This window comes from Flavobacterium sp. (genome assembly GCF_039932285.1).
Classification (GTDB): domain Bacteria; phylum Bacteroidota; class Bacteroidia; order Flavobacteriales; family Flavobacteriaceae; genus Flavobacterium.
In genome coordinates, this window is sequence record NZ_JBDTQE010000031.1 from 1 (window position 1) to 14,323 (window position 14,323).

The following is a 14,323-nucleotide window of genomic DNA, read 5'->3' on the forward strand; positions in this document are numbered from 1 at the left end:
ATGTCTTACAATTTTAGTTTTTCACAAAATTCTAATTTAAAAGACAAACCTAAAGATTCATTAAATACCGAAATTGTACCTCCAAAAAAAACCCTGGTGGTTTAAATCAATTTTATAAATATATCAACGATAATTTTAGAACTCCAAATCTGTTTAATTTTCCTGGTGGAAAGGTTATTGTAGAATTTACAATACAAATTGATGGAAGTCTTGGAAATATTAATATCAAAAAAGATATTGGTTATGGAGTTGGAGATCAAATAAAAAAAATTCTTAAAAATAGCCCTAAATGGACTCCAGCTTTAAAAGATGGAGAACTGGTTGAAAGCACATTTACTTTACCAATAAATATACCACGAAGTTATGACGACTAGTAAAAAATTAATAAAAAGAAAACCCTTCAAAGTAATTTGAAGGGTTTTCTTTTTGCACAATCTATACAGCTTAATTTTTTATAATTTTTATAAATTGGTTATCCATTTTTAATATATAAATACTAGATTTTAATTGTTCTACATTTATTTTATTAAAGTTTATTTTTCCACTCATCACTTCTTGGCCCATTATATTTATAATAGAAAAAGAAGACTGCTCATTTAGTAAATTATCTATAGTAATTTCATTTGTAAACGGATTTGGATATACTTTAAGTATTTTGTTTTCAACTGTAAAATTATTATTAGTAGATAAAACAACATTATTATTAGGTATGTAATTTTGTAACGCATTGCTACCAGCTAAAGTATATTTGTACAACGAACTGTTTATGTTGTTTGCAGTAGCAATTCCATTTTCAGTAGGGCTATATTGTCCGTAATCATTATCATTACATAAAACGATTGTATTAGCATCTATAATAGCAATTCCTTCCGCTTTTTCTATAGTTGTTGGCCAACCATTGGCGTGTAAATCAAATTGTAAAGTTTTAGTAACAGGAGTTATGCTGTTACTAGTTAAGTTTGCAGGAGAATCAAGCTCTTCTAATGTTTTAGTACCATACGCTATACCGCTTAAAACCTCAGTAGCACCAGTAATATCTATTTTATATAATCTTTTAATGTTTTGTGCTCCTCTTAATCCCTGTTCGATAACTAAAAAAGTAGTATTGTTAATAGCTTTAATACCTCCAATTTTTAAATCTCTTGGTCTTATATCATTTGATGTTCCTATTTGTCCATCGTTTACATAAGCATACATTTTTTGTGTATTAGTAGCAGGATCAATTTCTAAAATTCTATGAATTCTAGAATTTCCTAAAGTAGCACTTGCTACGATGCCTGAAACATTTTTATAATACATTGGACTTTGTATAATAGCATATACTTTCCCGTTTGGCGCAATACTTATTCCCTCAAAACCTCTGTTGTTTCTTCTAAAAGCAAAACAACTATTTATAGCTACATCTTCAGGTTCGGTTAGTGTATATGGTGTATATCTTTTTAAAACAATACCATTTGGACTTACTTTCCAAATGGTTGGACCACCTTCTTCACTTATCCAGAAATTTCCTTCAGAATCTACATCTATTCCTTCAGAATCTATTCCCCAAGCATCTTTTGAAGCTGTATTGGCATCAAAATTAACACAATCAGTAACTACATTTGTAGAAGCTACTTCGGCAGCAGTACTACCAAAGCCAGTAGGATTTAATAAACCCGTAACATCACTTCCATTAGGTCTTTTTATAGTAATCATTTGCATGATCTGAACTTCATTGCCAACTATTTTTAACCTCATTATTTTTGGAGCATAGTTAGGAAAAGCATATATTTTATCATAAGTAGGAATACAAGTAGGGTATTGTGCAGATGCTGTTGCTCCTGTATTTGCTGTTGCTGCATCTATATTTACACCTCTATCAGTCACAGTCCAAAATTCAGTTCCATTGGTATTGGGTATATATTGTAAACTAGAAAAACCACCTTCTCTAAATGTTATTCCCTGAAAAACACCTATTGTTTGAGAGTTTGTGTTTTGATAAGTATTGTCTAATGTTATTTGCCCACTCATTTTTGAAGCAAAACACATTATTGTAATTGTAAATAGTTTTACATTAAGTCTTTTTAGTATCATAGTTTTTATTTTCAAAATTACTTTTCATTATAAGATTGTATGTTTTATTAGAATTATTAATGAGTTATTAAATTATAAACAATACTTAACTCGTTAAAAATTGGCTTTTTATTTCAAAATTCGTTATTCAGCGTTCGTTTTTCAACATTAAAAAAGTTTGAATTTTGAATAACGAACAAAGAATGTTGAAATAAAAAAAGAGACACATTTCTGTATCTCTTCTTGACGTATTGTGCGGATTCGAACAATACATTTATCTAATTTTTTCTAAAAATTTTCCATAAAAAAAAACCTCCAAATTTCTTTGAAAGTTCTAGGATTATCCTCCGGATTCGAACAATACATTTATCTATTTTTTTCTAAAAAATTTCCCATAAAAAAACCTCCAAATTTCTTTGAAGGTTTTAGAGGCATCGTCCGGATTCGAACCGGAGTAGGAGCTTTTGCAGAGCCCAGCCTAGCCGCTCGGCCACGACGCCATTTATTTAGCGGATTGCAAATGTAGAATATTTTTTTAAAGTTTCAAAGTTTCAAAGTCGTAGAGTTTACAAATTTTTTTAAAAATTCGTAATTCGTAATTTATAATTCGTAATTTTTTTAATTTCTGTATTCTTCCATTTCAATGGTAACTGCTTCAACATCACCACCAATAGGTGGATTTAGCTTAGAAACTGCTACAATAATTCGAGAAACCGAAGCAATTTCTGCAAAGATTCTAGTGATAATTCTATTGGCAACATGTTCTAATAAATGCGAACGAATCGCCATTTCTTCGACTACAATCTGATTCAGAAGCACATAATCGACTGTATCCTTCAAGTCATCTGATAACGAAGAACGACGTAAATCGGTTTTTATTTCTAAATCAACCTTGTAGTCAGAACCTATCTTACCTTCTTCAACCAAACAGCCGTGATAAGAAAAAGTACGTATGTTTTTTAGTTTTATAATGCCCATTTTGAGTTTATTTGTGGATTTGTAATTTGTTTATTCGATAATATCACTTAAATATTCGATTTTTAGTCATCATTTATCAAATAACCAAATCAACGATTAACCAAATAGCCAACATTTATTTATCTTTGCTAAAATTAAACAAAATTATGTCAACCGAAGAGAAATCACTTCATTTTATAGAACAAATCATAGAAGACAGTTTAGCAAGCGGTTTTCCTCAAGATAAATTACGCTTTCGTTTTCCGCCAGAGCCAAATGGATACTTACATATTGGTCATGCAAAATCTATTTGCCTTAATTTTGGATTGGGATTAAAGTACAATGCGCCAGTAAATTTGCGTTTTGACGATACAAATCCAGCCAAAGAAGAGCAAGAATATGTAGATGCTATCAAAGAAGATTTACAATGGTTGGGTTTCAATTGGGCAGAAGAACGATATGCGTCTGACTATTTCCAACAATTGTACGATTGGGCCGTTGCGATGATTAAAAATGGGAAAGCGTATGTTGACAGTCAATCGTCTGAGGCTATGGCAATGCAAAAAGGAACGCCAACACAACCAGGTGTTGATGGCCCTTTTAGAAACCGTTCGGTTAAAGAAAATTTGAGTTTATTTGAAGCAATGAAAAATGGTGATTTTCCAGAAGGAAGCCATGTTTTGAGAGCTAAAATTGATATGACTTCTACCAATATGCTTATGCGTGATCCTTTGATGTACAGGGTTTTGCACCGTCATCATCATAGAACAGGAAACGATTGGAAAATTTATCCAATGTATGATTATGCACATGGCGAAAGTGATTATATCGAACAAATTTCGCACTCTATCTGTACGCTAGAATTTGTGATGCACCGCGAATTATACAACTGGTTTTTGGATCAAATATATGACGCCACTAAAGTACGTCCAAATCAATATGAGTTTGCTCGTTTGAATTTGAATTACACCGTAATGAGCAAACGAAAACTATTGCAATTGGTTGAGGATAAATTGGTTAATAGTTGGGATGATCCAAGAATGCCAACAATTTCAGGTTTACGTCGTCGTGGTTATACAGCAAAATCGATTAGAAATTTCTGTGAAACTATAGGCGTTGCCAAACGTGAAAACGTGATTGACGTGTCACTTTTGGAGTTTTGTTTACGCGAAGATTTAAACAAAACCACACCAAGAGTGATGGCAGTTTTAGATCCAGTAAAGTTGGTCATTACAAATTATCCTGAAGGAAAAGAAGAATGGTTAGAAGCCGAAAATAATCAAGAAGACGAAAGTGCAGGTTTCAGAAAAGTGCCATTTTCTCGTGAATTATATATAGAAAGAGAAGATTTTCTGGAAGAAGCTCCAGCTAAATTTTTTAGGTTGAGCATAGGGAACGAAGTACGTTTAAAAAACGGTTATATTATTAAAGGAGAAAGTGTTACCAAAGATTCAAATGGGAATATTATCGAAATTCAAGCGACTTATGATACTGATTCTTTAAGCGGAAGTGGCACCGAAGCAAGTAAGCGAAAAGTAGCTGGAACCTTGCATTGGGTTTCTATTTCTCATGCGATTGAAGCTGAAGTTAGACTTTACGATAGATTATTTATTGACGAAGCGCCAGATTCTCACAAAGAGAAAAACTTTCTCGATTTTATGAACAAAACCTCATTAGAAATTGCAAAAGGATTTGTAGAACCAAGCCTTGCCAATGCGCAATCGAATGATAAATTCCAGTTTCAACGATTGGGTTATTTTAATGTTGATAATGACTCAAGTGCTTCAAAATTAGTGTTTAACAAAACTGTTGGACTAAAAGATGCTTGGGAAGAAAAAGGCAAAAAAGAAGAGAATTTATTGATGAATATGTTGAAAGAAATCAATAAATATGTAAAAGAAAAAGATTCAACTGCTGCCGAAATTATCTTAAAATCTATCATTGATAACATAAAAAATATCGATAATTATAGTTTGATAATCAACACAATTGTTAAGAACATCAAGAATGATAATAATGCTTTGTTGTTTGCTAATTTTGTTTTGAAACATTCTGATAAAGTGGCAGCAAAAGATATCGAAATAGAACAAATAACAAAGTTATATTCGATGTCTTTAAAAAGTCAATTGGCTTCTGTTCGAATTTTAGTTATAGAAAATTTAAAAAACGATTCTCATAATTTTTCTAATTTTCAACCACAATTATTAGAATTGAAAAATTCCGAGAAAAACGAAAATGTTTTGGAATTGCTAAAATCAATCTAAATATTAAACTATAGTTTTTATAAATACAAAATCTGCTTTCAAGCAGATTTTTATATTATAGATAATTGCAATTGATAATTAATAAACGATAATTAATAATTATTAAAACTAACCTTCATAAACCGGTTTTATTAAACTTAAAAAATCGGTTAAGGTGTTTATGTGTTTCTTAAAAAAATGTTTCTTAAATCGCTTTATTTTAATTTTTAATTTTTTTGGAGCCAAAAAATTGAATTTTTACTCAAATAAAAATATTTTTTAATTTTGAAAAAATAGAAGACAAAATAGAAATAAAAAAACAGAATAAAATTTTTATCGTTTTCGAATTCCTAAACGGATCTCATTTTTAAATTGTAGTTTTTATGACAATAATCTGTTTTTGGGCAGATTTTTATATTATAGATAATTACAATTGATAATTAATAAATGATAATTATTAATTATTAAAAGTGACCTTCATAAATTAATTTTATTAAACTTAAAAAAATGGTTAAATTATTTTTACGTTTATTAGAAAAACGTTTCTTAAATCGCTTTATTTTAATTTTTACTGATTTTGGAAACAAAAATTTGAATTTTAACCCTGATGGAAGTGAAAATCTTTTTGATTTTGAAAAAATTGAAAAATTGAAACGGACAGCAGGACAAATGTTCCTAAAAAGTAATAATATCTGTTCCCAAAAAAAAGAGTCCAATTTCTTGAACTCTTTTTCTAAAATTTATAAAAACTTATTCTTTAACTTCATTCGCTTCAGATGTATCTGATGGATTATAATCTGTTGAAGTATGATTTTTAGATTTTACTCTTGGTGTTTGTTTTTTCATTTGTTCTCCAATTATATTGGTAGCAGCAAAACTGGTCACCATGGTATTTAGCATATCACTTGCGGCTTGCGGCGAATTAGGCAATAAAATTAAATTCGAATTGGTATCGGCACCAATGGCTTGCAACGTATCATAATGTTGTGTGATCACGATAAGCGCCGATGCTTCTTGCGAATTGATTCCTACTTGATTCAGAACTTCTACACTTTCTACTAATCCACGCGCAATTTCGCGACGTTGGTCTGCAATACCTTGACCTTGTAATTTTTTACTTTCCGCTTCCGCTTTGGCTTTGGCAACAATACGAATACGTTGTGCTTCAGACTCAAACATGGCAGCAGTTTTTTCTCTTTCGGCAGCATTGATACGGTTCATGGCATTTTTTACCTGGATATCTGGATCAATATCGGTAACCAAAGTATTTATAATGTCGTAACCATAAGTGGTCATAGCTTCGTTTAATTCTCGTTTTACAGCAATGGCAACATCGTCTTTGCGAACAAAAACGTCATCTAGAATTAGTTTTGGTACTTCTGCACGCACGACATCAAAAACATAAGCAGTAATCTGATCGTGTGGATATTCTAGTTTGTAAAAAGCTTCATAAACATGTTCTGGAATTACTTTAAACTGAACTGAAACTTTCATTTTAATAAAAACGTTGTCTTTAGTTTGTGTTTCTATCATAACATCCAATTGTTGGATTTTAAGATTTACACGACCCGCAATATTGTCTATAACAGGTAATTTGAGTTGTAAACCAGATTGTCTGATTCCAGTAAATTTCCCAAAACGTTCGATGACAACTGCCGTTTGTTGCTTTACAGTAAAAAAAGAAGAGAATAGGATAAATAGTCCTATGACAAGAAAAATAATAAAAAATGTACTCATTTGTAGTGATTTTTAGTTTGTTATATTGATTATACGTTACTTTATCTTGAAAGTTACAAAGTGCTTATCAAATATTATTACTTTTGTGTAAATTAAATGTTTAAAAAATGAAAAAATTAATTTTATTTTCTGTTTTGCTATTTAACGTAATGACTTTTGCACAGTACAATCGTCGTGATGGAAATCGTATTGGTATAATGGGCGGTATTACTCAAACATCTTTAAAAACTTCAAATTTTGTTACAAAACCTGAATCTGGTTGGGTAGGTGGTTTGTCAGTTAGAGGAAATTACTATGATAATTTTAGTGCAATTTTTGGAATGCAATTTTTTGAAAATCATTTTTCTGTCGAAACACTTACTCCTTTGTTAAACAAAGTTGATGTAGATTATAAAACAATGGGTGTTCAAATTCGTTTATTAGCGAGTTATAATTTGATAAAAGACCATGTTTCTATCGATTTTGGGCCAGTTTTGCAAGTAAATGACAAACTAAAAATAGATAGTAAATACGAATTAAATAATGTGGTTGGAACTTTTTTAACGGCTAAAGAAATTACTGATGTTACTAAAATAAACGGAAATGCTTATATTGGTATTTCTGCTGGAACAAAAAGAATTCGTGCCGTTGTTAATTACCAATATGGTTTGAATAATTTTTTAAACAATTTGAATAAAACCGAAGAGTTAAAACTGAAGAATAACAATAGTAATTTTAAAGGAAACTTAGGAATTATAAGCGGACAGTTGTTGATTAATTTGTAATAAAAAAGCCTCTATTTAGAGGCTTTTTCTTTTTATAAACTAGCTATTGCTTTTTCAATTCTTTTAATCGTTTCTTCTTTTCCAATCATTTCTACAATATCAAACAAATGTGGGCCCATCATTTTTCCTACTAAACTTAATCGGAACGGTTGCATGACTTTTCCCATTCCTATTTCGTTTTGTGTCATCCAATCTTTTACAATGGTTTCAATATTTGCTGCCGTAAAATCTTCTATTATGTTTAGAACTACAATTAATTGTTTCATTAATTCAGGAGTTTCATCTTTCCAGTTTTTTGTAGCTTTCTCGTCATAAGTTGTTGGCGCTATAAAGAAATAATCTGATAAATCCCAAAGTTCGTTTACAAAATGAGCTCTTTCTTTTACTAATGCAACCACTTTAGTTACATAATCTAAATTTGAAGTAATTCCGTTTGATTCCACTATTGGCAAGAATAATTCAGCCAACGCTTTATCTTCTTTCTTAACCAAATATTGATGATTAAACCATTTGTTTTTCTCAGGATCAAACTTCGCTCCTGCTTTGTGAATTCGGTTCAAATCAAATTTTTGTACTAATTCTTCTAACGAAAAAAGTTCTTGTTCGGTTCCGTCATTCCAACCCAACATGGCTAAGAAATTGATCACAGCTTCTGGGAAAAACCCTTTCTCTTTATATCCTAATGAAGTTCCTTCTTCTGTTTTCCATTGCAATGGAAATACTGGAAAGCCTAATTTTTCGCCATCACGTTTCGATAATTTTCCGTTTCCTATAGGTTTTAGTATCAATGGTAAGTGCGCAAATTCTGGAGCTTCCCAACCAAATGCTCTGTACAACAAAACATGTAACGGCATAGATGGCAACCATTCTTCACCACGAATTACGTGCGAAGTTTCCATCAAATGATCATCTACAATATTAGCCAAATGGTAAGTAGGCATTCCGTCAGATTTAAATAAAACTTTATCGTCTAACAAATTGGTATCAAACTTAATATCGCCACGAATAATATCTGTAAGATGTAACGTTTCATTAACTGGCGTTTTAAAACGAATTACAAAATCTTCTCCAGCGGCAATTCTTTCAGTTACTTTTTCGGGAGAATTAGTTAATGAATTGTCTAATGTTTCACGAACTGTATGATTGTAAATAAAAGTATTTCCTGATGCTTCAGTTGTTTTTCGTAAAGTATCTAAACTTTCAGGAGTATCAAACGCATAATAAGCCCAACCAGAATGTATCAATTGGTCAGCATATTGTTTGTATAAATCTTTTCTTTCTGACTGTCTGTATGGACCAAATTTTTCGTTTTTGCCTATAGTTTCATCAGGAGAAATTCCCAACCATTCTAATGCTTCTAGTATATATTCTTCGGCACCTGGAACAAAACGATTTTGATCTGTATCTTCTATTCGTAAATAGAAAACACCGTTGTGTTTTTTGGCAAATAAATAATTAAATAAAGCAGTACGAACACCACCTATATGCAAAGCTCCTGTTGGACTTGGTGCAAAACGCACACGAACTTGTTTAGACATTTTAGTAAATTTTGAGGTAAAGATACAAAATCGATTGTTGAATTTTTCGATGATTTGATTTTTCGAATAATCTAAATATCTAGCAATCGAATAATCTATTTCATATCTACAGGAACCCTCTTATTCATTACCGCAAACCATAAAGGCGGAATAAATGAAATTACCATACTAGTTGGATAGCCGTATGGCATTTGTGGCGAAACATCATGATATTCTAAAATTTGATATTTTTTCTGAGATTTAAAATGATGATCACTATGACGTGTTAACTCGTATAACATGATTCTTCCTAAAATATGATTAGAATTCCAGGAATGTTTTTCAGAAACTCGTTCAAACCTTCCAGAAGGAAGTATATTTCTTTTTAAGCCATAATGCTCTATGTAGTTTATAGTTTCTAGTAATAAAAAACCAACAATACCGGCAAATAAAGCTAGTAAGAATCCATTAAATCCAAAGAAGAAATAGATTGATGCTAGATAACTTATTTGAATTATGGTAAACCAAAACATATCGTTTTTTATAGAATAAAACGGACGGTTCTCTATTTGGTTTAATTTCTTCTGAATTTCCCAAGCTTTTAAGTAAGTTCCAGAAACAGTTTGCCACCAGAATGTGTACAAACTTTGATTGTATTTTGCTGTTGATGGATCATTTGGGGTTGAAACATGTAAATGATGACCGTGATTATGCTCTATAAAGAAGTGGGTATAATGGGAAGGAACTAATAATATTTTTCCAAATATTCTTTCGTACAATTTTTCTCTATGTCCTAACTCATGCGCAACGTTTATCCCGTTAGCACCCAAGACAATTCCAAGACTCAAAGTTGTTCCTATAAGTTCGAACATGGTTAAATGATTGTTTGTAACTTTCCATATTGTAAAAAACAAGATTCCATATACAATAGGAATGTTTAAATACAATAAAAAGTCAAACAACTTGTTTTTTAGACGGTTTTTAATTTTTTCTTCCGAATAATTATCTTCATTAGTTGGAAGTATTATCTCAAAAAAAGGGATTAATACAAAAGCAAATAATACGCCAGAATAACTTAAAACTCCTTGATAATGAATCCCTAACAAACTAATGATGGGAATTGAATAGGCTAATAAATATTTCATAGTAAAATGATTTTCTTATAAAAATACTAAAGTTTTTTTTAATGTTTTGATATTCAGCAAAAATTGTAACTTTATAAGTTATAATTTAACGAATGTAATTTTGAATTCAAAAAACCTCATATTCCAAAAGCTAGAAGATTTCATCAAGAAATTCTATACTAACGAGTTGTTGCGTGGAACCATTCTCTTTATTGGTTTGGGATTACTATATCTTTTTGCAACGAGTTTTATCGAATATTTCCTTTGGTTAAAACCTACGGGACGAACCTTTTTGTTTGCGCTATTTATTTTGGTGCAGTTATTTTTGCTGGTGCGATTTATTGCCTTTCCAATTTTCCAATTATTCAAGCTCAAAAAAGGAATCGATTATACCGAAGCTTCAAAAATTATTGGGAATCATTTCACAGAAGTGAATGATAAGCTGACTAATTTTCTTCAATTATCAGAAGACAAAAACCAATCGGAATTACTTTTGGCATCAATAAACCAAAAGGCAAATTCACTACAACCCATTCCTTTTTCTAATGCTATCGATTTTAAAAAGAACAAAAAGTTCCTGCCATTAGCATTAATTCCTTTATTTTTTGTTTTGTTTCTGATGCTTTCAGGGCAACAAAAACTAATTACCGAAAGTATGAATCGTGTGGTAAATTACAAACAACAGTTTTTGCCGCCAGCGCCGTTTGCTTTTACGTTGGTAAACAAAAATTTGCAAACAGAACAAAACAAAGATTTTATTCTCAAAGTAAAAACCGTAGGAAATGTTGTTCCAGAGAAAGCTATGATTTTTATAGGTGACGAAAGTTATTTTATGGAAAACACCAAACAAGGAGAATTTCAGTTTGTATTAACGAAACCTATGCAAAATATCGATTTTCATATTGAAGCTAACGAAGTTTCATCAGCCGATTATACTTTGAATGTGATCACCGTTCCTGCTATTGCCAATTTCGAGATGTCACTTCATTTTCCTAATTATTTAAATAAGAAATCGGAAATTATCAAAGGAACTGGGAATGCTATTGTTCCCGAAGGCACGCAAATTACGTGGAGAATTAATACTGTTGCGACGCAAAATATCAATCTAATTGAAGCCAATAAATCGTATTCGTTTGTAAATTCTGGAAATGCGTTCAATTTAAGTAAAAATATATTTCAAAACACAGAATATCAGATATTTACTTCTAATAAAGTAGTAAAAAACTACGAAAAACTCAATTATGCTATCAATGTGGTAAAAGACCAGTTTCCAACCATCAAAGTGGCCATGGCCGCTGATAGTTTAAAGGGTTCTAAAGAATATATTTTAGGTCAAATAGCAGACGATTATGGATTTTCGAAATTGAGCGTGGTTTATTTTCCTAAAGACAATCCGCAAGCGGCTAAACGTGGAACTATAGCGGTTAAGAAAAGTAATTTCGATCAATTTGTATTTTCTTTTCCAAGTACTTTGCCTATTGTAGATGGTGTGGCGTATGAATATTATTTTGAGGTTTTTGATAACGATGCTATTCATCATTTCAAAAGCACCAAATCATCTGAATTTTCTTATCGTGAATCTACTGCCGAAGAAAAAGTAAATGAAAATCTACAACAGCAAAACGAGAATATTAATGCTTTAGAAAAATCGTTAAGCAAACAAGACAAGCAACTTTCAGAGTTAGAAAAACTGCAAAAAACCAATAAAGAAAAAAAAGATTTAGATTATAAAGACAAGCAAAAATTAGATGATTTCGTAAAACGTCAGAAACAACAAGATGAAATGATGAAGGATTTTTCTGAAAAGATTAAAGATAATTTAGAGAAATTTAAAGCTGAAGAAAATGATCCGAAGAAAGAATTATTGAAACAACGTTTAGAAAAATCGAAAGAAGAATTAGAAAAAAATCAAAAGCTTTTAGATGAATTAAAACGATTGAATGAAAAACTAGACCAAGAGGAAATACAAGAAAAACTAGAAAAATTTCAGCAGAAAAGTAAAAACCAAACCAAGACTTTAGAACAATTGGTCGAGTTGACTAAAAGATATTATGTCGAGAAAAAAGCAGAACAACTCGCAGACAAGTTAGATAAACTTTCTGAAAAAGAAGATAAGCTTGCTGATGATAAGAAAGAGAATTCTGAAGAAAAACAAAATGACATTAATAAAGAGTTCGACAAGATTCAACAAGAATTAAAAGATCTTGACAAAGAAAACAAAGAGCTAAAATCGCCGTTAGATATTCCTCAAGACAAAGAAAAAGAAGATAGTATCGATAAAGATTTGCAAAAAGCTTCAGAAGAATTACAAAAACAACAACAAGACAAAGCTTCTCCGAAGCAAAAAAGTGCAGCTAAGAAAATGAAAGAAATGAGTCAGAAAATGGCTCAAGAAATGGAAGGCGGAGAAAAAGAACAAATGGAAGAAGATGTAGCGATGCTCCGTCAAATATTAGATAACTTGTTGGCGTTTTCGTTTTCACAGGAAGCATTAATTAAGAATTTTAAAGCGATAACAAATACTTCTAATGCGTTTTCAAAACACTTAAAGACGCAACAAGATTTAAAGCAACAATTCAAACACGTTGATGATAGCTTGTTCGCGATGTCATTACGCAACCCAAAAATAAGCGAACAAATCACAACGGAAATTGGAAAAGTTCATTATAATATTGATAAAAGTATCGACTTACTTTCCGACAATCAGATTGCTAGAGGAACATCAAGCCAGCAATTTTCTTTAACAAGTGCTAATAATTTAGCCAATTTTTTAAGTGATGTTCTAAACAGTATGCAAATGTCACTTTCAGGAATGGGCAAAGGAAAACCAAAACCAGGAAAAGGACAAGGTAGCGGAATGCAGTTGCCAGATATCATTAAAAAGCAACAAGGTCTTGGTGAGAAAATAAAAGACGGAAAAAGCAAAGGAGATAAACCTGGAGACAAGCCCGGTGAAAAACCAGGCGAAGGAAAAGACGGAAAATCAGGCAAAGATGGCAAGTCTGGAAAAGACGGAAAATCTGGTCAAGGCAGCGACGGAAAAGGTAGCGGAAAAAACGGACAAGATGGCGAAGGCGATGCAAAAGCAATTTTAGACATCCTTAAAGAGCAACAACAATTGCGTGACGCATTGCAAAAAGAACTCGAGAAAAACGGTTTGGGCGGAGCTGGACAAAATGCTTTAGACCAAATGAAGCAAATAGAAAAGCAATTAATCAACAAAGGATTTTCTAATGAAGCGATTCAAAAAGCACTTAATCTGAAGTATGAATTACTCAAATTAGAGAAAGCAATTCAAGAGCAAAATCAAGATTCAAAAAGACAATCAAATACAAATAAAAAAGATTTTAACAACACAGCAAATCCCCTACCGCAAAAGCTTCAAGAATATTTAAATAGTATTGAAATTTTAAACAGACAAACACTACCTTTGCGCTCGAATTTTGACCGTAAGGTTCAAGAATATTTTAAGAAAAATGATTAGTTTTAATTACGAAATAGATTTCGAAATACAGGAAGAAACCATTTATACCGATTGGATTTCTAGTGTTATTCTTTCAGAAAATAAATCCGAAGGCGAGATAAATTACATCTTCTGTGACGATGAATATTTAGTTGTAATCAACCAACAGTATTTAAATCACGACACATTAACAGACATCATAAGTTTCGATTATTCTTTAGGAAACGAAATTCACGGAGATATTTATATCTCTGTAGAAAGAGTCCGTGAGAATGCAGAAGAGTTTAAGGTTTCTTTCGAAGAAGAATTAAAACGCGTGATGATTCACGGCGTGTTGCATTACTGCGGTTACAAAGATAAATCTGAATCTGACGAAGCATTAATGCGCTCTAAAGAAGATGAAAAAATAAAATTGTTTCACGTGAAACAATAATGAATTACGAATTAAAAATTATGAATTTGTTTC

The 14,323-nt window shown here is 31.3% G+C and carries 9 protein-coding genes and 1 tRNA gene; 4 read left to right on the forward strand and 6 right to left on the reverse strand.

Annotation, left to right across the window (positions count from 1 at the left end):
* Positions 1 to 444 precede the first annotated feature (444 nt).
* The 3 genes from ABI549_RS07425 to folB form a co-directional block, all read right to left on the reverse strand.
* The gene (locus ABI549_RS07425; RefSeq protein WP_348075828.1) at positions 445 to 2,073 is read right to left on the reverse strand and encodes an esterase-like activity of phytase family protein; all 1,629 of its coding nucleotides are present in this window, start codon (positions 2,071 to 2,073) and stop codon (positions 445 to 447) included.
* Between the two features lie 408 nt (positions 2,074 to 2,481).
* A tRNA-Cys gene (locus ABI549_RS07430) sits at positions 2,482 to 2,552 on the reverse strand.
* 118 nt (positions 2,553 to 2,670) lie between these two features.
* The gene (folB, locus tag ABI549_RS07435; RefSeq protein ID WP_348075829.1) at positions 2,671 to 3,030 is read right to left on the reverse strand and encodes a dihydroneopterin aldolase; all 360 of its coding nucleotides are present in this window, start codon (positions 3,028 to 3,030) and stop codon (positions 2,671 to 2,673) included.
* A 146-nt stretch (positions 3,031 to 3,176) separates the two neighbouring features.
* Here folB and ABI549_RS07440 point away from each other — a divergent pair, with 146 nt between their 5' ends.
* Positions 3,177 to 5,273 carry a glutamine--tRNA ligase/YqeY domain fusion protein gene (locus tag ABI549_RS07440; protein WP_348075830.1) on the forward strand — a complete coding sequence of 699 codons (2,097 nt, stop codon included), beginning with the start codon at positions 3,177 to 3,179 and terminating at the stop codon, positions 5,271 to 5,273.
* 729 nt (positions 5,274 to 6,002) lie between these two features.
* On the opposite strand, the gene ABI549_RS07445 is transcribed toward ABI549_RS07440, so the two are convergent.
* Positions 6,003 to 6,989, reverse strand: coding sequence for an SPFH domain-containing protein (locus ABI549_RS07445; protein WP_348075831.1), 987 nt, complete (start codon positions 6,987 to 6,989; stop codon positions 6,003 to 6,005).
* A 107-nt stretch (positions 6,990 to 7,096) separates the two neighbouring features.
* Between ABI549_RS07445 and ABI549_RS07450 the strand changes: the two genes are divergently transcribed.
* Entirely contained in the window at positions 7,097 to 7,753 is a 657-nt protein-coding gene (locus ABI549_RS07450; protein ID WP_348075832.1) for a PorT family protein, read from the forward strand.
* Between the two features lie 32 nt (positions 7,754 to 7,785).
* On the opposite strand, the gene gltX is transcribed toward ABI549_RS07450, so the two are convergent.
* The gene (gltX, locus tag ABI549_RS07455) at positions 7,786 to 9,291 is read right to left on the reverse strand and encodes a glutamate--tRNA ligase (RefSeq protein WP_348075833.1); all 1,506 of its coding nucleotides are present in this window, start codon (positions 9,289 to 9,291) and stop codon (positions 7,786 to 7,788) included.
* A gap of 95 nt (positions 9,292 to 9,386) precedes the next feature.
* On the reverse strand, positions 9,387 to 10,415 hold the full coding sequence (locus ABI549_RS07460; protein WP_348075834.1) for an alkane 1-monooxygenase: 1,029 nt from the start codon (positions 10,413 to 10,415) through the stop codon (positions 9,387 to 9,389).
* 100 nt (positions 10,416 to 10,515) lie between these two features.
* On the opposite strand from ABI549_RS07460, the gene ABI549_RS07465 reads away from it, so the two are divergent.
* Together ABI549_RS07465 and ybeY are read left to right on the forward strand one after the other, a co-directional pair.
* Positions 10,516 to 13,878 carry a hypothetical protein gene (locus tag ABI549_RS07465; RefSeq protein ID WP_348075835.1) on the forward strand — a complete coding sequence of 1,121 codons (3,363 nt, stop codon included), beginning with the start codon at positions 10,516 to 10,518 and terminating at the stop codon, positions 13,876 to 13,878.
* Positions 13,871 to 14,290, forward strand: a complete 420-nt coding sequence (ybeY, locus tag ABI549_RS07470; protein ID WP_348075836.1) for an rRNA maturation RNase YbeY — start codon at positions 13,871 to 13,873, stop codon at positions 14,288 to 14,290. Before ABI549_RS07465 ends, ybeY begins: the two co-directional genes overlap by 8 nt.
* The last annotated feature ends 33 nt before the right edge of the window (positions 14,291 to 14,323 follow it).

Coding starts and splice junctions, on each gene's coding strand:
- ABI549_RS07460 (WP_348075834.1), bottom strand. CDS start 10,415: ATGAAATATTTATTAGCCTATTCAATTCCCATCATTAGTTTGTTAGGG.
- gltX (WP_348075833.1), bottom strand. CDS start 9,291: ATGTCTAAACAAGTTCGTGTGCGTTTTGCACCAAGTCCAACAGGAGCT.
- folB (WP_348075829.1), bottom strand. CDS start 3,030: ATGGGCATTATAAAACTAAAAAACATACGTACTTTTTCTTATCACGGC.
- ABI549_RS07425 (WP_348075828.1), bottom strand. CDS start 2,073: ATGATACTAAAAAGACTTAATGTAAAACTATTTACAATTACAATAATG.
- ABI549_RS07440 (WP_348075830.1), top strand. CDS start 3,177: ATGTCAACCGAAGAGAAATCACTTCATTTTATAGAACAAATCATAGAA.
- ybeY (WP_348075836.1), top strand. CDS start 13,871: ATGATTAGTTTTAATTACGAAATAGATTTCGAAATACAGGAAGAAACC.
- ABI549_RS07450 (WP_348075832.1), top strand. CDS start 7,097: ATGAAAAAATTAATTTTATTTTCTGTTTTGCTATTTAACGTAATGACT.
- ABI549_RS07445 (WP_348075831.1), bottom strand. CDS start 6,989: ATGAGTACATTTTTTATTATTTTTCTTGTCATAGGACTATTTATCCTA.